At 38.6% G+C, this 21,859-nt stretch carries 19 protein-coding genes; 14 read left to right on the plus strand and 5 right to left on the minus strand.

What is annotated here, in order from left to right; translation table 11 throughout:
• Positions 1–544 precede the first annotated feature (544 nt).
• From bioU to aroQ, 3 genes are all read left to right on the plus strand, one after another.
• Positions 545–1,540 carry a (S)-8-amino-7-oxononanoate synthase BioU gene (gene bioU / locus H6G44_RS12125; protein WP_190387120.1) on the plus strand — a complete coding sequence of 332 codons (996 nt, stop codon included), beginning with the start codon at positions 545–547 and terminating at the stop codon, positions 1,538–1,540.
• Between the two features lie 527 nt (positions 1,541–2,067).
• On the plus strand, positions 2,068–4,677 hold the full coding sequence (gene topA, locus H6G44_RS12130) for a type I DNA topoisomerase (protein ID WP_190387121.1): 2,610 nt from the start codon (positions 2,068–2,070) through the stop codon (positions 4,675–4,677).
• Positions 4,678–5,066: 389 nt separating this feature from the next.
• Positions 5,067–5,561, plus strand: coding sequence for a type II 3-dehydroquinate dehydratase (gene aroQ, locus H6G44_RS12135; RefSeq protein ID WP_190387122.1), 495 nt, complete (start codon positions 5,067–5,069; stop codon positions 5,559–5,561).
• Here the strand turns inward: aroQ and H6G44_RS12140 are convergent.
• The gene (locus H6G44_RS12140) at positions 5,550–5,690 is read right to left on the minus strand and encodes an alpha/beta hydrolase (protein WP_190387123.1); all 141 of its coding nucleotides are present in this window, start codon (positions 5,688–5,690) and stop codon (positions 5,550–5,552) included. The two genes, aroQ and H6G44_RS12140, sit on opposite strands and share 12 nt — an antisense overlap.
• Before the next feature lie 57 nt (positions 5,691–5,747).
• Between H6G44_RS12140 and H6G44_RS12145 the strand changes: the two genes are divergently transcribed.
• The 5 genes from H6G44_RS12145 (at position 5,748) to H6G44_RS12165 (ending at position 11,486) form a co-directional block, all read left to right on the plus strand.
• Positions 5,748–6,653 (plus strand): ADP-ribosylglycohydrolase family protein, encoded by a 906-nt coding sequence (locus tag H6G44_RS12145; protein ID WP_190387124.1) that lies wholly within the window; start codon positions 5,748–5,750, stop codon positions 6,651–6,653.
• 185 nt (positions 6,654–6,838) lie between these two features.
• Positions 6,839–9,469 (plus strand): HD family phosphohydrolase, encoded by a 2,631-nt coding sequence (locus H6G44_RS12150; RefSeq protein ID WP_190387125.1) that lies wholly within the window; start codon positions 6,839–6,841, stop codon positions 9,467–9,469.
• Positions 9,470–9,711: 242 nt separating this feature from the next.
• Positions 9,712–10,317, plus strand: a complete 606-nt coding sequence (locus tag H6G44_RS12155) for a vWA domain-containing protein (protein WP_190387126.1) — start codon at positions 9,712–9,714, stop codon at positions 10,315–10,317.
• A 35-nt stretch (positions 10,318–10,352) separates the two neighbouring features.
• Positions 10,353–10,958 carry a vWA domain-containing protein gene (locus tag H6G44_RS12160; RefSeq protein ID WP_190387127.1) on the plus strand — a complete coding sequence of 202 codons (606 nt, stop codon included), beginning with the start codon at positions 10,353–10,355 and terminating at the stop codon, positions 10,956–10,958.
• A 135-nt stretch (positions 10,959–11,093) separates the two neighbouring features.
• The gene (locus H6G44_RS12165; RefSeq protein WP_190387128.1) at positions 11,094–11,486 is read left to right on the plus strand and encodes a salt stress protein, Slr1339 family; all 393 of its coding nucleotides are present in this window, start codon (positions 11,094–11,096) and stop codon (positions 11,484–11,486) included.
• A gap of 271 nt (positions 11,487–11,757) precedes the next feature.
• Here the strand turns inward: H6G44_RS12165 and H6G44_RS12170 are convergent, their stop codons facing one another.
• Both H6G44_RS12170 and H6G44_RS12175 read right to left on the minus strand, forming a co-directional pair.
• Positions 11,758–13,023, minus strand: a complete 1,266-nt coding sequence (locus tag H6G44_RS12170) for a glycoside hydrolase family 10 protein (protein ID WP_242031742.1) — start codon at positions 13,021–13,023, stop codon at positions 11,758–11,760.
• A gap of 388 nt (positions 13,024–13,411) precedes the next feature.
• Entirely contained in the window at positions 13,412–13,906 is a 495-nt protein-coding gene (locus tag H6G44_RS12175; RefSeq protein ID WP_190387129.1) for a bifunctional nuclease family protein, read from the minus strand.
• 457 nt (positions 13,907–14,363) lie between these two features.
• On the opposite strand from H6G44_RS12175, the gene H6G44_RS12180 reads away from it, so the two are divergent.
• Positions 14,364–15,023 carry a riboflavin synthase gene (locus H6G44_RS12180; RefSeq protein WP_190387130.1) on the plus strand — a complete coding sequence of 220 codons (660 nt, stop codon included), beginning with the start codon at positions 14,364–14,366 and terminating at the stop codon, positions 15,021–15,023.
• 76 nt (positions 15,024–15,099) lie between these two features.
• On the opposite strand, the gene H6G44_RS12185 is transcribed toward H6G44_RS12180, so the two are convergent.
• Positions 15,100–16,743 carry a peptidoglycan DD-metalloendopeptidase family protein gene (locus tag H6G44_RS12185; RefSeq protein ID WP_190387131.1) on the minus strand — a complete coding sequence of 548 codons (1,644 nt, stop codon included), beginning with the start codon at positions 16,741–16,743 and terminating at the stop codon, positions 15,100–15,102.
• A gap of 96 nt (positions 16,744–16,839) precedes the next feature.
• A complete protein-coding gene (locus H6G44_RS12190) occupies positions 16,840–17,652 on the minus strand; it encodes a biotin--[acetyl-CoA-carboxylase] ligase (protein ID WP_190387167.1) in 813 nt (270 codons plus the stop codon).
• 92 nt (positions 17,653–17,744) lie between these two features.
• On the opposite strand from H6G44_RS12190, the gene pgeF reads away from it, so the two are divergent.
• From pgeF to cbiD, 5 genes are all read left to right on the plus strand, one after another.
• Positions 17,745–18,524, plus strand: a complete 780-nt coding sequence (gene pgeF, locus H6G44_RS12195) for a peptidoglycan editing factor PgeF (protein WP_190387132.1) — start codon at positions 17,745–17,747, stop codon at positions 18,522–18,524.
• Between the two features lie 533 nt (positions 18,525–19,057).
• Positions 19,058–19,300 (plus strand): Calvin cycle protein CP12, encoded by a 243-nt coding sequence (locus H6G44_RS12200; RefSeq protein WP_190387133.1) that lies wholly within the window; start codon positions 19,058–19,060, stop codon positions 19,298–19,300.
• Between the two features lie 322 nt (positions 19,301–19,622).
• The gene (locus tag H6G44_RS12205) at positions 19,623–20,213 is read left to right on the plus strand and encodes a DUF3177 family protein (RefSeq protein ID WP_190387134.1); all 591 of its coding nucleotides are present in this window, start codon (positions 19,623–19,625) and stop codon (positions 20,211–20,213) included.
• A gap of 101 nt (positions 20,214–20,314) precedes the next feature.
• Positions 20,315–20,614: a DUF7734 family protein gene (locus H6G44_RS12210; RefSeq protein WP_190387135.1), complete on the plus strand. Its 300-nt coding sequence runs from the start codon at positions 20,315–20,317 to the stop codon at positions 20,612–20,614.
• Positions 20,615–20,666: 52 nt separating this feature from the next.
• Positions 20,667–21,782 carry a cobalt-precorrin-5B (C(1))-methyltransferase CbiD gene (gene cbiD, locus H6G44_RS12215; RefSeq protein ID WP_190387136.1) on the plus strand — a complete coding sequence of 372 codons (1,116 nt, stop codon included), beginning with the start codon at positions 20,667–20,669 and terminating at the stop codon, positions 21,780–21,782.
• Positions 21,783–21,859 lie beyond the last annotated feature (77 nt).

The following is a 21,859-nucleotide window of genomic DNA, read 5'->3' on the forward strand; positions in this document are numbered from 1 at the left end:
AAATCAGTTATGTTCATTGGATGGAAGATATTATGAAATGTTGACATTTTTACCCTTGATAATACTAGTATACTTAAATATGTAAAGTTTTGTAACGACATTCAACATTTCTGGATATTTACATGGTAGAAAATTTTGGTTAAATGAACATGGGTGTCACTCATATAGCAATTCAAGCTCAAAAAATACACCCCAACCCTACCCTTTCCAAAGTATAGGGAAAAGGTAATTTTGTACAGCGTTTTCCGCTCTTATGAGGTACAAAGTTAAATCATAAAACTCTTGTGGTGCGGGCCTCTTGCCCGCTAGATATGTACCTCATAACACCAGTAAATGCCGTATCTCAGAAGAAAAAACTATGAAAGTTCAACCACGCTAAAATACTTATAAAACAAGCGTGATCATTCATTTTTAAGGTTAATAAATTACTGATGATTTTTCAGCTACCTTAAATAACGTTCCAGTAATTATGGCTTTTTTTACTAGAGAACCCATAAAAATAAAGCATAATTAACCTTTATAACCATTAACCAACAAAACCACCATGAACACACCACCCCTCCGCGTCGGAGTCCTGGGATTTGGCGGACTCGGACAAGCAGCAGCAAAACTCCTGACCAGTAAACGGGAAATGATCCTTGTCGCCGTTGCAGATCAAAAAGGCTACGCATACTCCACAGAAGGATTAAACACTCAAGCTTGTATTACCACATACCAAACCCAAGGAACAGTCGGTTATTTAGAACCAGTTGGGACCCTAAGCAATAACAGCATTCAAGATTTAATTCAAGCTACAGGTGACACTGTCAATGGTTATTTCCTAGCCCTACCCAACCTCCCCAACGATTTTATCCCCTCCGTCGCCAAAGAATTTATCAAAGCCGCTTGGAAAGGTGTCCTAGTCGATGCCATAAAACGCACCAGTGCAGTAGAACAACTCCTGGCCATGAAAAACCAACTACAAGCCGCTGGTATTACCTACATGACCGGCTGTGGCGCAACTCCTGGACTATTAACCGCCGCCGCCGCCTTAGCCGCCCAAAGTTACGCGGAAATTCACAATGTGGAAATTACCTTTGGTGTGGGAATTGCTAACTGGGAAGCCTACCGCGCCACCGTGCGGGAAGATATTGGCCACATACCTGGTTATAGTGTAGAAGCCGCTAAAGCCATGACTGACGCAGAGATAGAAGCATTATTAGATCAAACCAACGGCGTGTTAACCCTGAAAAACATGGAACACGCCGATGATATTATGTTAGAAATTGCCGGAATTTGTTCACGGGACAGAGTAACTGTAGGTGGTGTAGTTGATACCCGTAACCCTAAAAAGCCCCTGAGTACCAATGTAAAAGTGACAGGACGTACTTTTGAGGGTAAGATATCCACCCACACCTTTACATTAGGCGATGAAACCAGCATGGCCGCCAACGTCTGTGGACCTGCCTTTGGTTATCTCAAAGCTGGTCAGGAATTACATCAACGCGGTATTTCGGGTTTATTCACAGCAGCAGAAATCATGCCTAAGTTTGTAAAATAGGTAATTGGTAATATAACAATATACCCGACTTCTTTAAGGGTCGGGTATACTTCTAAAAGTACCCAATTTCTTCTCGCAAAACTCCATTAATTGCTTCTGCTGTAGCTGTTGAAATTAGCTGATAAATAAATCTTATGATTGCTACTGACATAAACCCTATTAGCACCGTCAATAATGCTACTAAGTGATAAAAGTTTATATCCCCCCGTAACCCGTAAAAAATGGCAAATTAAGAAAATTAAGCTAATTTTAAATTATTGATATCCTACTATCTTTAACAACAGTGATCTTGTACCACTGCTAGATAAGTTAAAGATGGAAATAACCAGTAATTAACTCTTAAAGGTGGCTTCTAGCATTCTCATGGATGATCATTTTACCTGAAGTTAAGAAAATTTCCACCCCTGCTGGTCAGTTTGTGTAAGTATACAATCACTACTTAGGCGAGATATTTCATCTTGACATTTCACAAAAATTAACTCAACTTGACTATTTAGCTGGATAGCTATTATTTATTTTAAATTTCCATGTCAACTCTCGTTATCGTTGAATCTCCCACAAAAGCTCGCACTATTCGCAACTACCTACCAAATGACTATCGGGTAGAAGCTTCTATGGGTCATGTTCGTGACCTTCCCCAGTCGGCCAGCGAAATTCCCGCGGCCGTCAAAGGAGAAAAATGGGCGCAGCTTGGGGTAAATGTAGAAGCTGATTTTGAACCGATTTATGTAGTTCCCAAAGACAAAAAGAAAATTGTTACCCAGCTTAAAGAAGCTCTCAAGGGCGTAAGTGAACTGATTCTGGCTACTGACGAAGACCGGGAAGGAGAAAGTATTAGTTGGCATTTATACCAATTACTTAAGCCTAAAGTGCCGACAAAGCGCATGGTATTCCATGAAATTACTAAGGAAGCTATTCAAAAAGCTTTGAAGGACTGTCGTAATATTGATGAGCAGTTAGTTCGCGCTCAAGAAACCCGACGCATTTTAGACCGATTAGTAGGATATACCCTATCTCCGCTGCTATGGAAAAAAATTGCTTGGGGACTATCCGCTGGTAGAGTACAATCTGTAGCAGTACGCTTATTAGTAACTAAGGAACGACAACGGCGAGCTTTTCATGAAGGCACCTATTGGGATTTAAAAGCCAGTCTAGAACATGAAAAAAGTCCATTTAGCGCGGTTCTGGTGACTCTTGGCGGTACGAAAGTTGCCACAGGCAGCGATTTTGACCCCACGACTGGCAGAATTACCGCAGGTCGCAATGTCGTCTTGCTCAATGAAGAAGAAGCGGAAGCCCTAAAAGCCCGCTTAGAAGGGAAAACTTGGACAGTGACGGATATGGAAGAACGTCCTGTAATTCGCAAACCAGCACCACCATTTACAACTTCTACATTACAACAAGAATCTAACCGCAAATTGCGTTTATCAGCACGGGATACGATGCGAGTCGCTCAGAATTTGTATGAGCAAGGCTATATTACCTATATGCGAACCGATTCCGTACATTTATCTGACCAAGCGATATCCGCCGCTCGCGCTTGTGTAGAACAAAAATACGGTAAACAATATCTGAGTCCCCAACCTAGACAATACACAACTAAATCTAAGGGTGCACAAGAAGCTCATGAAGCGATTCGTCCCGCTGGTAGCAGTTTTCGTACCCCCCAAGAAACCGGTTTAGCTGGACGGGAATTTTCTGTATATGATTTGATTTGGAAACGCACCGTCGCCTCACAGATGGCTGATTCTCGTCAAACTCAAGTTACTGTGCAAATCCAAGTAGAAGAAGCTGGCTTTCGTTCTTCTGGTAAACGCATAGACTTTCCTGGCTACCTTCGCGCCTACGTCGAAGGTTCGGATGATCCTGATGCTGCTTTAGAAGATCAAGAAGTAATTCTACCTAATTTAAAAGTTGGTGATCATCCTCAATGCAACGAACTGGAAGCAGTCGGCCACGAAACCCAACCTCCCGCCCGTTATACTGAAGCAACTTTAGTGAAAACCTTAGAAAGTGAAGGTATTGGTCGTCCTAGTACCTACGCCAGCATTATTGGGACAATCATTGATAAAGATTACGCCCAATTGGTGAATAATGCCTTAATTCCCACTTTCACGGCTTTTGCTGTCACTGATTTACTGGAAAAACATTTTCCAGATATTGTTGACCCTAGTTTTACCTCTAAAATGGAGCAAACCTTAGATGAAATTTCCACAGGTGAAGCTCAATGGCTACCATACCTAAAGAAATTTTATCTTGGTGAACAAGGTCTAGAAACTTTGGTGCGAGAACAAGAAACCGAAATTGATGCTACCAAGGCTAGAACTGTAGAATTAGAAAATTTAGATGCTAAAGTCCGAATTGGTAAATATGGTCCTTACATTGAAGTTACCAATGGTGAAGAAGTAATTACCGCTTCTATCCCCAAAAACCTCACCCCGGCTGACCTTAACCCTAAACAGGTGGAAATTCTCCTCAAACAAAAAACCGTAGGACCAGACCAACTTGGTCGCCACCCGGAAACTGGAGAACCAATTTATATTAAACTGGGTACTTATGGTCCCTACGTTCAATTAGGGGATAAAACTGAGGAAAATCCTAAACCCAAACAAGCTTCTTTACTCAAAGGTGTAACCCCGGAAACTCTCACTCTAGAAATGGCTGTGGGTTTATTGTCTCTACCCCGTGCTTTGGGAACTCACCCGGAAACTGGAGGTAAAGTCCAAGCTAGTTTGGGACGATTTGGCCCCTATGTAGTCCATGACCAAGGGAAAGAAGGAAAAGACTACCGTTCTCTAAAATCTACGGATGATGTCTTGACAATTTCCCTAAATCGTGCTCTAGAATTATTGGCAGAACCGAAAAAAGGACGTACAGCCAGCAAAAGTAAGTCAAAGGAAGCTTTGCGGGAGTTGGGTCTACATCCAGAAGATGATTCGCCAATTAATATCTATGATGGTCCCTATGGTCCTTACATTAAACATGGGAAAACTAATGCCAGTATTCCTGAAGGTGAAACGGTAGAAAATATAACTTTGTCTACGGCTATTGAATTACTCTCCGCTAAAATATCTACAAAATCTCCACGCAAAACAACTAAGTCAACAACTACTAGAGGGAAAAAGAAAGACCCATAAACCTAGATTTGGGGGAGTAGGGAAAAATTTTTTTTCTTCCTTCTTCCTGCTTCTCACTCGGTAATTTATTTCCCTATCACTAATTACCCATTACTAATTGTGAATGTGATAATGTAAGAAGTGAGGGAAAACACAAAACTAAAATTTCCTTGTAGTTCATACCAGACTTATGGAAATGTGTCAACCTTTTTAAGGGCTAAAGGTGCAATCATACACCAGTTTCTGCGACCCGGTTAAATAAAATTGAGGTACTATCCCAGGAGCGGTCAGTTTAATGGATTATATAGAAAAGGTACTGGAAAAGCTAAAGGAATTAGCTCGGAAGTTGATTGATAGTCTGCTAGGACCAGAGGTGGAATCAGAACCGGAACTGATTCCAATTCCGGTACATGAGCGTTCTACACGTCGACGCTAAAATTCTCGGAGTGTGGGGGTTGAATTTGTCAGCTTTAAGTATTCTTGTACTGCATGGTCCAAACCTAAATTTGCTAGGACTCAGAGAACCTGGAATTTATGGTTCTTTAACAATGTCTGAAATTAATCGCTTGTTAGAGTCCAAAGCTATGGAACTACAGGTAAATATATTACCCATGCAGTCAAATCATGAGGGGTTTTTAGTAGATGCTATTCATGGGTCTTTAGGAAAACATCAGGGGATTGTCATTAATGCTGGAGCTTATACTCATACTAGTGTAGCTCTGCGAGATGCGATCGCTGCTGTTGATTTACCTACTGTTGAAGTACATCTAAGTAATATTTATCGTCGGGAAGATTTCCGCCATCATTCTTATATCGCACCAGTGGTAATTGGTCAAATTAGTGGTTTTGGCTCTCAAAGCTATTTGTTAGGCTTGGAAGCACTGGTGTACTATTTAAGGCAATAGGTAATGGGTAATGGGTAATTGGTAATGGGTAATTGGTAATGGGTAATTGGTAATGGGTAATGGGTAATGGGTAATTGGTAATGGGTAATGGTAATAACAACTGACCACTAACAACTGACCACTGACCACTGACAACTAACAACTGACCACTAACAACTGACCACTGACAACTAACCTATTAAAATTATGCGTTATTCTCTCATTAATCGGGTTAGAGGGGCTTTTTTGGGAGCTTTTTTAGGAGAGAGTTTATCTAACCCGAAGAGTTTTGCTTTGGGTAGAATTGCGGTTTTGGGGACAGAAAGTTTAATTAGTTTAGGTAAGTTAGATGTGGATGATTGGTTAAAACGACAACAACAAACAGGTATTAAATTAGAAACAAATATTGATTCCTGGGGACAAATAATTCTCGCTACATTACCAGTAGTGATTTTTTTCCATGAAAATCCTCCAAAGATGGCAGAAAATATCCTAAAATTGCAACAAATATTTAACTGGCAACATGAGTCAGTCATAAAAGATGCTAGTTTGATTATAGGATATGCGATCGCTCAGTCCCTAAATGAGAAACTTAACCCCCGGACACTAATTTCCGAAATCGTGAGTTTTTTAGATCAAACATCAAATCCTTCATCTTCTATACCACAACAATTGATAAAAGTCAATGATTTGTTACAAACTGTTACAGGACTAGAAACAGCACAAAGGGAACTAACCAGTCCAGAAAAATTGATTAGCAATATTAGTTTAGCTTTCTACTGCTTTTTGAGTACCTTAGAAGACTTTTCTCTTACCGTATTACGAGCTAATCAAAATCACGAATTTGCTAATCAAAATATTACAGGTGCAATTGCTGGAACATTATCAGGTACATATAATAGTATAGTGAGTATACCTGTAAATTGGCAAATTTCCCCCTCAGTCACCAACTCTCCTGTATGGGGACTTGAGAATTTTGCCCAGATGTTAAAATTAACCGATACAATGATGGCGGTGTGGTCTGGAGTTTATAACTGTGGTGATAATTTTGGTGAATGTGTAGAAACAGGATATACTGTTTTTGCGGCTCCTCATATTATCCGTAGACGTTGAGTTAATTTAATTTTTGTGAATTATGAAGTTAATTATCTAATAAACTTGGAGACTTTCGTATTTAGCCCTGCTGAGGGTCAAGTACGAACCGCTATTCCTCCCTAAGTTATTAAACAACTTCGGTCGTGTTCGCAGTAGCGTACCGGAGGTATCAGCCATATTTGGGGTATTTCGCGGCAGAAAAGATGAAAACGCAGCAATTTTTCCAGTCCTTGAGTCAACATTTAAGGCAATGGCAACAAAAGTATAAAGTGCTATTCCGTGAAGGAAAGCATTCAAGTAAACTGCATGGGAATTTTTTGAGGAATCTACCTCTATATTTATCAGCAAAGAGTCATCAAGGCAAACAAGGTAAACAAAGACAGACTCAACAATCAACTGCTAAATTAGTGAGGAAAACTGGTAGCATTGATAAATTTATTTTTAGATGGGTGCATCAAAAACGCTCGTCAATAGTTTTGGTATTGGCAATATTATCATTAACAAGTATAGTAGGTCATGATTTATATAATCAACCAAGAGTGAAAGTTGATAGTATTGCTTTACAAACATTTGTTGCTCCACATACAGATAATATTGAAGATAGGCAAGAGACAGAACAAAAACGAAAAGATTTTATAGATAAGTATGTGCCGGTTTTGATGACTGATAACCAAATAAATCAGCAAATCAATGATCAATTGGCAGAAATTTTAGATACGGGTGATCAAGTGCGGGGAATAGTTGGTGTTTTTCCGTTTTTTGATAGTTCAGTTTTATCTATTTCTACTCAACGTTATCTACGGACTTTTCCTGAATCAGAATGGCAAAAGTTAAAAGGGATTTTAGAAAATAATAGAAAGCAAAATTTAAGACAAAAAAATTCAAAATTTTTGTTGCCTTCGCAAATTTCCAGTAATGGTAAATCAATATCTAATTCATCAAGTTTTCCGGGTTTACCATTTTCTCGAACTTCTTCTGATGATGAAAACCATGGTAATGAAGCTACTTTTATTCAAGCGTTGTCAGAACTGCAAACTTATCAATTTTCTGCACCAGAACCTGATTTCTCGAAGCTGATTACCCAAATATCGAAAGTTAGAGAAGGATATAATCTAGCTATTGATAAAGCCTTGCAAATAGAAACCGGGCAAGTCAAAAAACCTCACACAGCACCTATTATTTTAGAGTTAACTGATAATGATTGGGTGAAAACACAGGTGGGAATTCGTAAAATTGCCGAGCGGATTCTTGCCCAGGGTATACCTGTTGGCTTGCCCAAAACTATTTTGAAGAATGCGGTTAGTTTGCAAGTAGAATTATCTGTACCTAGTGAAGCTGAACCATTAGCAAAAAATTTATTATTAGCGGTATTACAACCAAATCTTAAACAAGATGAGGCAGAAACTAAACAAAAAGCTGAACTGGTAGCTAAGACAATACCATCTGTAATTGTACCGATGAAAAAAGGTGAGGTAATTGTCAAAAAAGGCGAAAAGATTACAAACAGAAAATTTCAGATATTAGAACATTATCGCTTAATTGTCCGCCAAATAAATTGGATGGGTTTAACAATTGTAGCAGTGGTTGTGACTCTAGGAGTTTGGGTTTTTGCGTGGTTAGAAAGAAAAAGTCATAACTATTTGCGACAACGCGATCGCTTGTTAGTTTTACTACTTACCCTGACTGTTCCCGGAGTATTAGCCATGGGTTTACCCTATACTACTTGGAGTGCTATTGGTTTATTATTAGGCAGTTTCTATGGACCAACTGTAGGTATGACTGTGGTGGGGCTGTTGTCGCTAATATTACCAGTTACTACAAGTATAAATATTCTTGTATTACTGTCTGGGGCTGTGGGAGGGATATTAAGTAGTTATGTAGCGCATAGATTGCGATCGCGGGAAGAATTGGCATTATTAGGTATTATCACGGCCTTAACCCAAGGGACTGTATTCTTATTATTAAAAATCCTCACTGGTGGGGTATTTGGTTCAGGTTGGTATATCATCCAAGAAGCTGGTTTATTTGCGATATCTGGGCTGTCTTGGAGTGTTGTGGCTTTGGGTTTAAGTCCTTATTTAGAAACGCTGTTTGATGTAATTACCCCCATCCGTTTGGCAGAATTAGCTAACCCCAACCGTCCATTATTAAAACGACTGGCTACGGAAACTCCAGGAACTTTTCAACATACCTTATTAGTGGCAACTCTAGCTGAGGCTGCAGCTAAAGAATTGGGCTGTAATGTGGAATTAGTGAGGGCTGGAACGCTGTATCATGATATTGGCAAGATGCACGATCCTTTAGGATTTATAGAAAATCAAATCGGCAGTCCCAATAAACATGAAACAGAAATTAAAGATCCTTGGAAAAGTGCCGCATTGATTAAAAAGCACGTTACCGAAGGGTTAGTTATGGCCAAAAAACATAGTTTACCAACGGCAATTCAGGCTTTTATTCCCGAACATCAAGGAACAATGGCGATCGCCTATTTTTATCATCAAGCCCAACAAATAGCCCAAGAAAATCCGCAGATCATTGTCGATAAAGCCGATTTTTGTTATGATGGACCCATACCCCAATCACGGGAAACAGGTATTGTTATGTTGGCAGATTCTTGTGAAGCTGCATTACGTAGTCTCAAAGATGCAACCCCAGAAAAAGCATTAAATATGCTCAATAATATTTTGCGGGCAAAATGGCAAGATGATCAATTAATAGATTCAGGTTTGACAAGGGCCGAAATGCCAAAAATTGCTCGAATCTTTGTGGATGTTTGGCAACAATTTCATCATAAACGCATTGCTTATCCTAAAGCAAAAGCTGGTAATTCGTAATTACAGCACATTCTGCTTGACCGAAATACACCATCAGCGGGCAAGAGACCCGCACCACAAGAGTTTTATTATTAATATCTGTACTTTATAACACCGGGAACTGCTGTAAGATGAAGCTACATGAGAACTTTAGGAATAATTGAACGCCGATGAACGCCGATGAACGCCGATGCAGATGAATTGTATGCTATATTCATACTTAATGGTTAAACTAGAGATAGAAAAATCACAATAGGACGATTATGATGAGCGATCGTGATTATACCTTAATTATTGACAAAAGTGGTAGTATGTCCACACCTGACCAAGCGGGTGGAAGAACTAGATGGCAAATAGCCCAAGAGTCTACTATCGCTTTAGCCAGAAAGTGTGAAGAATTTGATCCTGATGGCATTACAGTTTACGTATTTTCCGGCAAATTTAAACGTTATGATAATGTTACTACTGCCAAAGTAGCCCAAATATTTCAGGAGAATGATCCAGCAGGAACAACCAATTTAGGAAGTGTACTCCAAGATGCCCTAAATAATTACTTCCAGCGCAAAGCCGCAGGTCAAACTAAACCTAATGGAGAAACCATTTTAGTGATTACTGATGGTGAACCAGATGATCGCAAAGCGGTATTTGAAATTATCATCAGTGCTACCCGACAAATGGAAAAGGATGAAGAATTAGGAATTTCCATGATTCAAGTCGGTTCAGATCCTCAAGCTACCAAATTTCTTAAAGCTTTGGATGATCAATTACAAAGTGTCGGTGCTAAATTTGATATTTGTGATACAATAACTCTGGATGATTTAGAAGACATGAGTTTAACTGATGTTTTAATGAATGCTATCACAGATTAATTAACAAAAATTACTAATATCTGGAGAGTTTAGTCATGCTAGAAAACCGTGATTACACCTTGATTATTGATAAGAGCGGTAGCATGGCTACCCCAGATCAAAAAGGTGGGAGAAGTAGATGGGTAGCAGCACAAGAATCAACTTTAGCATTAGCAAGTAAATGTGAACAGTTTGATCCAGATGGTATTACTATTTACTTATTTTCTGGAAAATTTAAACGTTATGATAATGTGACATCTGCCAAAGTAACGCAAATTTTCACTGAAAATGATCCTTCAGGAACAACGGATTTAGCAGGTGTTTTGAAAAACGCTACTGATGATTATTTACAACGCAAAGCAGCGGGTCAAACTAAACCCAATGGGGAAACAATTTTAGTAGTTACTGACGGTGAACCAGATGATCGTAAAGCCGTCATGAGGGTAATTATTGAAGTTTCTCGTCGTTTGGATAGGGATGAAGAATTAGCTATTTCTTTTATCCAAGTGGGGAATGATGCTCAAGCTACTCGCTTTTTGAAAATCTTGGATGATGAACTGCAAAGTGCAGGTGCTAAGTTTGATATTTGCGACACTATCACAATGGATGATATGGAAGATATGAGTTTATCAGAAGTTTTACTCAATGCCATTAATGACTAGTAAGCTCATGAATTGAAAGTTAGAAATTCAAAATTAAACAATTATATCCCTAGCTTTCTACATTAATCCATCATTTATTGATAAGATCAGAAAAGAAGTTAGGGATATTATATTTTGTACACAGGAATTACAAATATGGATGCAATTGACAAGCTATTAGCTGAACTCAAAACTGAATATATAGAAGCAAAAACTCCACCAGCACAAAATAATTTAACCCCAGTTAAATTGATTTCACCGACAATAAAATCTGATGTATTCACAGATAATTTATTATCAAAAGTAAAAGCTGATATTTTGGCAAAAGATGCGGCGGTCGCACTGCAAAAACAAGAAGAATTAACACAGGAAAAAATTCGTCAAGAAAACCTTCAAGCTAAACAAAAAGCAGTTTTAGAAAAATCTGCTAAACAATGGTTAGCTAAATTAGATCCATTATCACCAGAAGGAATATGGTTTGAAAAATTTGCTCAAGGTTATCCTAACAGATTACTAGCCGCAATTGATTATTTACAAACTAATTCTTAATCAAAGATTCAGAACAGTAAATTTTTTTTATATACACAAAATAGAAAATTAAAATTTTTCCCCTTGTTCCTGTTCCCTTCTCAGTTTAGGATAACAAGTACCTAGCACTTTTAGCTTGAGTGAGGTACACCATGAGCAAGATGACCGCACCACAAGAGTTTAATTATTGATATCTGTAATTCATAATAGCGGGAACTGCTGTAAGAACTGGAAAAACAAAGAATCAGAAAAAATCAGTTAAATGATCAATTCTGATTTCTGCATTCACAGACTAAAATGGCATTTTGTCGTTAACAGGAAAATGCTCATCCTCTTCCTTTTCCTCTTCGTCTTCTTCTGAGTTTAACACGATTCGGGATGCAGAATATGGAAATAAATTTTGAAATCCAGTCAACCGTTCTTTTAATAATGCTTCTGGTGCAGTATTCCAAAGACTTTCATAATAGAAAAAAGCCACTCCCAGTCCCCGTTGCTGGGCAGCACGGACTTGAGATTGAATCTGTTCAATTGATACAGATTTAGTTCTTAAACCTGCCATGATACCGATTCCCGTTGGGATTCTTTGTTTTACCTCTTCCATTTCTGGACGAGAAAGCTTATCAACAAAATGATCTAAATTCTCCCGATAAACTTGCATAATTAACTCATCTACTATGTCTAATCGTACCCAATTCAACCAATCTTGGAGTTGAAATTTATAAGCATGATCATAGTAATTAGGAGAGACAGAGAAAATCATTTTCGGTTTTATCTGTTTAACCGTTTGGTTAAGTCTTACCATAAATTCTGTAATTTTATTGGCCCGCCAATTTACCCATTCTGGATTTTGAGGATCACTTGGTGGAGTTTTTTTGGTTTCTTGTTGATATAAGGCAACTGTATATTTATCGTAGCCAAATTCAGAAGGTAAACTGGTATGATCATCAAATTGGATGCCATCAAGATTATATTTATTAGTAAGTTCCACTAGCAGGTCGCTAATAAACTGTTGTACTTCTGGATGAAATGGATTTAACCATGAAACTTCACCACCAGCGCTAATAGATGTTTGACTACCATCTTTTTTTTGTGTTAACCATTCTGGCTTATTCATTGCTAATTCTGAACTGGGAGGAGTCATAAACCCAAATTCAAACCAAGGAATTACCAATAAATTTTGCCGATGAGATTTATCAATTAAATCGGCAAGAATATCATGTCCATCTAAGCCTTGAAATACAAAAGGTTGAATTTCTAAACGCCTGGCTACAGCACTAGGATACATGACATAACCAGAATTCCAAACGACAGGATAGATAGTGTTAAAATTGAGTTTTTGCAGTTGTGTTACAGCTTCCTGAACTTTAGTCCTATCTTTGAGAACGTCTAGATCATTATTTGTCATCCACACACCACGAATTTCTGGATGTGATATTTCTTGCGCGGTAACAGGTGTAAAGATATTTCCCCGGAAAACCAGGAGTAAGGAAATTAAAAATAAGGGCAGAAATAACCTTTTCAGTAATTTCTGAGAACCTCTATGGAAATTGAATTTCATTGTAATTTAACAGTATTGGAATGATATAGCAGTTCCCATGCTCGTAAGGTATAAAGTTTTTTAGTTTTAGGGAACAGTGAACAGTGAACAAGGAATAAATTGGTGTGCACTTCATTAAACCAGGAAATGCTATAATGATATAAGTAGGTTGACCTTAAAAATTGTCGTTATGGTAGTTGGTAATAAGTAACTGGCAATAAATAAGAGTAAAGAAGTGATCACGGATTTTACAGTTCTTTACGCAGTTTGGCTTTATTGTGTTAACCTACTTAGAACATATAGAATAAATTCATCCAAAAAATAGTTATAATTGCTGAGTTTGAGAAAAAATCCAGAAATTGTAGTTTTTACCACCTTCCGATTTTTCTCCATTCCCAGCATTTACAACTTAGTCACCATTACCAAACCGCTTAATTAAATCCTCAGGACGCAGATTAGCAACAAATTCGCGGAAAGCTTCCTGTTCAGCCTCATCAGCATCACGATCCACGGGAATAGAAGCATCAGCCACTACCTCCTCCATCACCCAAATAGGAGTATTTGTACGAAGAGCAATAGCGATCGCATCACTAGGACGGGCATCAATTTCTTTTTTAACATCTCCTTGTTGTAAAATCAACGCAGCATAAAAAGTATCTTTTTGCAAAGTATGAATAATAACTTTATCTAAAGTCATATTCCATGCTTCCAGCATATTCACCATCAGATCATGGGTTAAAGGTCGAGGAGGCTTTTGATTTTCCATTGCCCCCATAATTGCCCTTGCTTGTTCCTGACCTATGTAAATGGGCAAAGCGCGACGATCTGAACCATCCTTCAGAAGTACAATCGGGCTACGAGTAATCGCATCCAATGCTATACCAGCGACTTTCATTTCTATCATTGGTTCAGCCTCTAAAATTCTTTAATCGCTTGGAACTATGTTGCATATAACCCTCTTCTTTAGTTTTTTCACAAGACAGAAATAAACATAGGACTTTTCTTGTTTATAATACTTCCATTAAACTCCGATAGCGTAGCAGGGAATAAGCCATAATTTTAGTTAATGAAAAAATTAAGTTAACTCAAGCCCGGACGTTGATATACCTCTCTAGTGAACAGGTATAGACAAATCCATTTTTCACCGACTCTGACAACTAATTTATTCATCCTTCATACATATTTTATCCTGATTTTAATTTCCTGAGGCCAGTGTGTCTGGAAATTGATGCTAATATATTAATATTCATTGACCAAAATCAGGAAAAAAATTAAACTTGCGGGCTTTAGATTTTTTCCGAGAACTATTAGTTAATTTCCGCCAAAATTAGGCAATAAATAAAATTATTTTCGTAAAAGCTGTGTTTACAGGATTAATTCAAGGCTTAGGAACAATAAAACCCTTAACGGGAGATTCATGGCAAATTAGTTATCGAGATCCTGCTAAGATGATCATTGAGGATTTGGCCTATGGTGACAGTGTGGCAGTAGATGGAGTCTGCTTAACAGTTGAAAATATCCTAAAAGATGGATTTATTGCCACCGCTTCACCGGAAACCCTCCGCCGCACAACATTAGATAAAGAAGAAATTCAACAAAGATATGTCAACTTAGAGGCATCACTGCGAGTAGGAGGTAAAGTCGGCGGTCATTTTGTTATGGGTCACGTAGATGGAATTGGTCAACTCATCACATCTGAACAAACTGCCAGTTCCTGGGAAATGACCTTTGTTGCCCCACAGACTATCACCCGGTATATAGTTCCTAAAGGTAGCATTGCCGTCAATGGTATCAGCCTCACCGTAGCTGAATATCAATCAGAATCATCTCAATTTACCGTCGCCGTCATACCCCTGACCTATAGCGAAACTAATCTCAGTCATTTAGTAGCAGGTAGTTGGGTAAATCTGGAAGGAGACATTCTGGGTAAATACGTAGAAAAATTCCTCACTCCTGGAAATAATCACCATCGACAAGAGGAAATTACAACTACATTCCTAGCAGAAAACGGATATTTATAAAGGGAATAGGAGTTAGCAATTAGAAAGGGGAAGATTCCCCACTATTCCTACTTCCTACCCCTACTCCCTGCCCAAATTACCGAGCTTGGGCGGTTTTTATTCCTTCCGTTCCTTGTGCTAACTCGCTAACTCCACCTTGTAACTGTATACTTGGGTCTACAGCAATCCATCCATTTTGAGTCAGGTGACGGATTTCAAAGTGCAAATGAGGACCAGTAGAGTTACCAGTGCTACCAACTCGACCAATGACAGTTCCTGGTTCTACCCATTGACCAGGTTGAACAAAGATATCTGACATATGCCCATACAGACTCTGTTGAGCAGAACCGTGATTAATGATTACAGCTAAACCATAACCACCTAACCAATTAGCTGATTCTACTTGACCTTTAGCCGCTGCTAAAATTGGTGTTCCCGTGGGCGCACCAAAATCTGTACCAGCGTGAAAACGGCGATCGCCTGTGATAGGATGAACTCGCCAGCCAAATAAAGACGTAATTGGTGCAGCCACCGACAGTGGGAAAACTACTCCCGAACCACCACCAGCGCCACGATAGGCCAGGGTATTAGTATAAGGAACTTCAGGTAAAACTGAGGCCAGGGAGAAGTCATAAGACACCATACTAGGACGGGGTGCAATATTACCCTCTATCATTGGTGCTGGTAAACTACCTACCTGAGGAGGGATAGGATTAGCTCTCACTGTTGTTGTACTAAATTCCCCGGGACTGGGAATAAAGCGATTAGCGTGATAGTTAGCCTTTGTATGACTGCTGCTGTTAGGTTTAGAAATCCGCCAATTATTTTCAGGTTGACTAATTTTGCTGACACTACTAGCAACTGTCTGAGCCAGATTCTCACTTTGATTACTGTTAGCAGTTATAGTTTTCCAGCCTAATTTCTTTTGACCAGAAACTGGAACTAATTTAGCAACTTCACTTTTCTTCAGCCAAGTTGGTGATGATTCTTTAGACTTAGCCACAGTCGGAGTTTGTGTAGCTTTAGCGCAAGTTCTAGATACAGTTGCACCACAACTACTAGAACGCTCTGTCACTACTACAGAACTAGGAGGTTCATAGTTACTTTCTACACCACTATTGTACTCATTTGTATCAATATAAGCGTTATTGGAATCCTTGGGTTTGTTTTCTGTATCCTTAGCAGTGTCTTGAGAAATATTCTTTGTTTGAGAGACTTGTGGCAGTTTTTTTACAGTATCAACCTCACTAACGCTAGTAGTGGGTCGAGTATCTTCACCTTTAGGTTGAGAAATTCTAATACTAGCAGTGGGTCGAGTATCTTCACCTTTAGGTTGAGAAATTCTAACACTAGTAGTGGGTCGAGTATCTTCACCTTTAGGTTGAGAAATTCTAACACTAGTAGTGGGTCGAGTATCTTCACCTTCAGAAACACTCTTACTGGTTAGCTTCTTTTTCAGATTAGCTCGACGGACAGAAAAATCTGGTTCTGGCTCGGTTATATTGGGAATAATAGTTTTCTTCTCAACTGGATTTGTGACTGCTGTTGGTTGGGAATTCTCAATAGTGGGAACAATATTGTCTATCGCTCCACTTTCCGTTTGAGCAGTTACAAACCCGCTGCTAAGAAGACCAAGGCTACTTAATAAACAAAGACCTTGTACTGGTATTCTAGAGGCAAAACGCTTACCCATACCACGGTAGTAAAAATTTTTATGGGCAGATTTATGGTGCTGCGTCATTTTTTCTCTTTTGTTGTGTGTAATAAAGGGTAAATAATCAATATTCGTCAGTGGTCAGTAGTCAGTAGTCAGTGGTCAGTGGTCAGTGGTCAGTGGTCAGTTGCCGGTTTGACTATAACCCAAACTGATTGTACCCGGTTGGACAGAAATTTCTGGTGTTAAGATTGCTTTTGGATCATCAGTTATCACTTGCAACCGCAAATTGCCCTCTTGAGTTACCCCAACTATTTTACCTAAAATATTATTGACATAAACCTGATCACCGATGTTTACAAGTACATTAAGGTAGCGAGGCAAAAGTGTATTTATTCCTTCTACCTGTAGACACTCTATACCGGACTTAATTCCGATTAAAACTTGTGAAGTGAGAACTTCCAGGTGGTGAATCATCTGATAATTACGGGAATTTTGCCATAATTGCAGATTAATTCCAGTTTCTGGAACTTGATTTTCCCAGTTAATTCCAACACCAATCACAGCTTGAGTAATTTGTCCTTGATTGACTTTAGTTTCTGTTAAAATGCCGCCTAATTTGCGACCATCTAATACTAAATCATTTGGCCACTTTATGCCCACCGGTATACCAGATTTTCGTAATTGTGCTGTAATTCCCCAAGCACTGGCCAAAGTAAGTTGATAACTATTGATAGCTTTTAATTGAGAGTCTATTACCATGGAAAGATATAGACCACCAGCCAGAGACTGCCATTGACGACCCCATTGCCCCCTACCAGCGGTCTGCTGGGTAGCAATAACCACACAACCGGGTTTTTCTCCTTGGTCAATTAATTGCCACAGAGTTTGATTTGTAGAGGATAGAGTGCTAAAAATATGTAGAGAGAATGGTATATCTTGCTGCTGATATTCGGCTTTTAAGCTATCTACCAAAAGTTGTTGATTAAATTCCACCACAGTTCACCATCATTTTAAATCTTTTTTGGTAGTTGTTCAAGTTAACATTGATTGCAGGTTGTTAATTTTCTATTGAGGTTTGGTTAAAGATGCACACTTGGCACTGGCACAATTGGGAAGGACTACCTTATCTGACTTGTAATCTCCTAAAACCTTGGTCTCATGGTTTCTTTACCCAACAGTTTTGGCCCCGTCTACCTCATGAGCTAACTCAGGTACTACAACCAGACGCTTTAGCTTATCGCTTAAAACAGGTACATGGCAATACTGTTTTGACTCCCCAGGAGGTTGATGATCATCTTAATAGCAGTGATGATGATTTGGCCTTGGCAGATGGTTTAATTAGTCAGCAACCGTTACAAGCTGTTTGGGTTGCTTCCGCTGATTGTACACCTGTATTAATTGGAGATGTGAAAACTGGACAGGTAGCGGCTTTACACGCTGGTTGGCGGGGTACAGCGGCAAAAATTATCCCGGAGGCTATTTCCAAAATGCAATCCCACGGTACTAATTTAGCAGATTTGCGCGTGGCCATGGGTCCAGCTATTGCTGGGGAAGTTTACCAAGTTTCTGTAGAAGTAGCTGCGGAAATCGGCACTACCATCATACCACATAATCAACCAGAAAAAGTTATTACCGCTTTATACGATTTACCTAATCCACCTTTACTGAGGGATACAGAGCCAGGAAAGGTACGTTTAGATGTACGTCGGGTGAATGCTTTACAGTTGGAGCAATTAGGAATTAGTGGAGAACAAATTGCTATTGCCCCCTATTGTACTTTCCAAACTCCAGATCATTTCTTTTCCTATCGTCGGGAAAGGGAAAAAAAGGTGCAATGGTCAGGAATTGTGAGTATAGGTAAATAAGGCTCTTGGTATTTGTTATACTAAATTACTTGTTAGTAAAAGGAAATGGGGAAAAAGAGAAGATTTTGCCATAATATTCAAACATAAGGCTTATTTTTTATACACTGCTTCCCGGTATTATGAGATACATATCTAGCGAGCAAGATGACCGCACCACAAGAGTTTGATGATTCAACTTTGTACCTCATAAGAGCGGAAACCGCTGTATATACCGTCAAACCTTATTTTAAACAACGAACAACTGACCACTGACCACTGACAACTGACCACTGACAACCGACCAAGGATTGTTAAGCTATAGTTGGAGTCTGTGTTCAAAATCAAAATCAAGCCAGTGATAAGTAGAAAAGCCTATCATATTTATGGGATAATACTATAGACATATCTCATTTAATGAGCAAATAGCCTATTTGCAAGATACTACCTACCGGAATTATCATTAAAAGTGTAAAAATGGTTGCTCATAAAAGAGAAAAATCCTATTTCCCAAGTTTTTCTATTCTAGTAGAAACCAAACATAACGAGACACAATCATGACCAATACAGAAGCACAAGTTGGCGACATCCAAGAAAAAATTCAAGCAGAAGTTGAGCAAGCTCGCGCTGTATGCGACATCTCCGGTGGTAATTCCGCTGAATGTGCTGCTGCTTGGGATGCTGTAGAAGAATTGCAAGCGGCAGCTTCTCACCAGCGTCAAGTTAAGCCTAAAAACGCTCTAGAGCAATACTGTGATGCTAATCCAGAGGCAGATGAATGCCGCTTGTACGAAGACTAAAACCGCAGAACGGAATTAAAGATTAACAATTAAAAATTAAAAAGGTATATTTTACAAGCTTTCTCGCAATTTTTAATGGTTAGTTATTTTTGTCCCCCCCTGCTCTATAACCAGTAGTTGTACTTTGTTGCTAAGTGGCAATTTATCAGTATATCGATGGTTTGAAGCTCCATTAATCACTTGGACGTTAACCAGACGGGGATTAAATTCCCCGTTTTAACTTGGTAATAAAACTTCCAAACTGACTTTTTTCTGGAATGGCTAACTCTACGCTATCCTATCAAATATCCAGTCACAAATTTTTCTATTTTTTATTGACTTTATGACACAACTATGGTTTAGACCTTATGTTTGGATGGACTACCGACTAGCGTTATTATTTACGCTAATTATTCCTTTAATTTTGCTAATTTGGACTTTTGTACAAAAAGCAGAGGCCATGCAACGTTTATTAATCATTTACTGTCGAGTAGCTAGTTTATTAGTTATTAGTATGTACTTAATGATTGGTGGTTTTGGAGTAAGTTTTATTTCCGCTTTAATGGCTCGGATTCTTATTCCTATCGCGCTATGGTTTTGGGTAGATATCAATGATGAAATTGACTATTATCCTCATAGTCCATTAAAACTAATTTTCACTTCTTGGCGTTGGGCAACAACAGTTTATTGTACTTTAGGAACAATAGCTCTTTTACCTTTTTTAGGATGTGCTTTTTCAGAAACTGCTTTCAAAACTCCTTACTGTAGCGTTTGGTTAGAAGCACCATTAGTTTTTAAAGACTATTTCCACCACAACAGTAAACCCGCTTTTTTAGGGTTTTTGGGTATAGTTACTTTAATATTTTACGTAGTTTATTTAAGTTATTTTGTTGCGGTTAAGCTAGGAAAACATGGACGTTCAGCTACACATTGAGCAATTGAAAATTTAGAAAAAATTCTGAACTGTGATTATGCAAATTAATTAATCATCTCTATCAAAACAATCACCAAATTATAATTTTCAATACTGAATTGATGAATAATCCCATTGCTAAAAGACTGGAACAATATACAGTCAAAAAATCCCAAGAAGTTCTCATAGTTACCATAGAAATTGATAATGAACCAGATAAAATTGCTGTATTTAAAGGATTTTCTAGTTCTTTAATGCGCCCCACAGCTTATGATCCTGATGTCCCAGTGTTGCCAAATACAGCTACAATTATCACAATTGACCGCATAGCAAGTCCCTATAATCCTGACTCACCTCGTTATCTTCAACAAAACATTTCTTGGGAAGATATGCAAGTTTTATTATCAGAAATGGGAATTTAAATTACAACTGGGTAGGATTTTTTTGAATTTTTGTTAATTTTAAATTGTTAATATGTCCCGTTCTGGATACACTTTGCCTGTTTTCGCTTGTGCTGCTGCTGTTGCGGCTTTGCATTGGTTACGCCATAATCAACCTCTGACTGTAACTTCTATAGATTTGATTCAACCCGCTGAAATTGTAGATATACCCATTCAGCAAGTAGCGGGAATATCGGAAAATCAGGCCTTGGCTATCACTCGCAGTGATCCAGGTGATAATCTAGATTTAACGAAGAATACACCGATTTGGGCTATGGTAGAATGGTACGAGGGAAATGGAGAAACCGTAATTATTCAGGGTGGAGAAGGAATTGGTAAACAACTTAATGGTGAGGGGAAAGCAGCAATTTATGGTTATGCTCAAAAGTTATTAACAGAAAATTTACAACGATTATTAGCACCGACGGAAAAAATCAAGGTGACAATTATTTTACCAGAGGGACGATCACTTGCTGTACGTACTTCTAACTCCGCTTTTGGGGTAGTCGAGGGACTTTCTTTACTAGGAACAACAGGGATTTCTCAACCTTTAAGCACACCAGAGCAATTAACAGCTTTCCTCGCTGATTTAGCAGATAAAGCTCGTCAATTTACAACTTTAGTATTTTGTATTGGGGAAAATGGCCTGGATTTAGCTCAGAAACTCGGTATCAACCCCGCACAAATTGTCAAAACTGCTAACTGGTTAGGACCGATGTTAGTAGCTGCTGATATCTTAGGTATAAAAGAAATTTTACTATTTGGTTATCACGGTAAATTACTCAAGCTAGCGGGGGGAATTTTTCACACTCATCATCATTTAGCTGATGGTCGACGGGAAATTTTAACCGCCCATTGTTCCATGCTAGGATTAAGGTCTCCAGATCTTCAAGCTATTTTTCATAGTTCTACAGCAGAAGCCGCATTAAAACATCTCAGAAGTTTAGATCACGCTACTGGTAGTCATTGGGTAAATCAAGTATATAACTCCATTGCTGAAACAATTGATACCCGCTGTCAAGAATATATGAATAGCCACAACGAACAAGGTAAGACTATTGTAGCCTGTGGTTCTGTGCTTTTTGACCGCGATCGCCAAATCTTAATAAAAAGTAAAATTGGTTGTATGTTACTGGAAAAATTGTGCTAACTTAATATGAATTATCGTAAGTACCCCAAATAAATATTTTTAACTATGATTTCCTTGATTAATTTATCTGTGATTAG

Source organism: Aphanizomenon flos-aquae FACHB-1287 (assembly GCF_014698755.1).
Classification (GTDB): Bacteria; Cyanobacteriota; Cyanobacteriia; order Cyanobacteriales; family Nostocaceae; genus Dolichospermum; species Dolichospermum flosaquae.

Excerpts from the sequence above, each read along its gene's own strand:
- bioU (WP_190387120.1), top strand. The coding sequence starts at position 545 with ATGAACACACCACCCCTCCGCGTCGGAGTCCTGGGATTTGGCGGACTC.
- topA (WP_190387121.1), top strand. The coding sequence starts at position 2,068 with ATGTCAACTCTCGTTATCGTTGAATCTCCCACAAAAGCTCGCACTATT.
- aroQ (WP_190387122.1), top strand. The coding sequence starts at position 5,067 with ATGAGCGTTCTACACGTCGACGCTAAAATTCTCGGAGTGTGGGGGTTG.
- H6G44_RS12145 (WP_190387124.1), top strand. The coding sequence starts at position 5,748 with ATGCGTTATTCTCTCATTAATCGGGTTAGAGGGGCTTTTTTGGGAGCT.
- H6G44_RS12150 (WP_190387125.1), top strand. The coding sequence starts at position 6,839 with ATGAAAACGCAGCAATTTTTCCAGTCCTTGAGTCAACATTTAAGGCAA.
- H6G44_RS12155 (WP_190387126.1), top strand. The coding sequence starts at position 9,712 with ATGATGAGCGATCGTGATTATACCTTAATTATTGACAAAAGTGGTAGT.
- H6G44_RS12160 (WP_190387127.1), top strand. The coding sequence starts at position 10,353 with ATGCTAGAAAACCGTGATTACACCTTGATTATTGATAAGAGCGGTAGC.
- H6G44_RS12165 (WP_190387128.1), top strand. The coding sequence starts at position 11,094 with ATGGATGCAATTGACAAGCTATTAGCTGAACTCAAAACTGAATATATA.
- H6G44_RS12170 (WP_242031742.1), bottom strand. The coding sequence starts at position 13,023 with ATGAAATTCAATTTCCATAGAGGTTCTCAGAAATTACTGAAAAGGTTA.
- H6G44_RS12175 (WP_190387129.1), bottom strand. The coding sequence starts at position 13,906 with ATGATAGAAATGAAAGTCGCTGGTATAGCATTGGATGCGATTACTCGT.
- H6G44_RS12185 (WP_190387131.1), bottom strand. The coding sequence starts at position 16,743 with ATGACGCAGCACCATAAATCTGCCCATAAAAATTTTTACTACCGTGGT.
- pgeF (WP_190387132.1), top strand. The coding sequence starts at position 17,745 with ATGCACACTTGGCACTGGCACAATTGGGAAGGACTACCTTATCTGACT.
- H6G44_RS12200 (WP_190387133.1), top strand. The coding sequence starts at position 19,058 with ATGACCAATACAGAAGCACAAGTTGGCGACATCCAAGAAAAAATTCAA.
- H6G44_RS12205 (WP_190387134.1), top strand. The coding sequence starts at position 19,623 with ATGACACAACTATGGTTTAGACCTTATGTTTGGATGGACTACCGACTA.
- H6G44_RS12210 (WP_190387135.1), top strand. The coding sequence starts at position 20,315 with ATGAATAATCCCATTGCTAAAAGACTGGAACAATATACAGTCAAAAAA.
- cbiD (WP_190387136.1), top strand. The coding sequence starts at position 20,667 with ATGTCCCGTTCTGGATACACTTTGCCTGTTTTCGCTTGTGCTGCTGCT.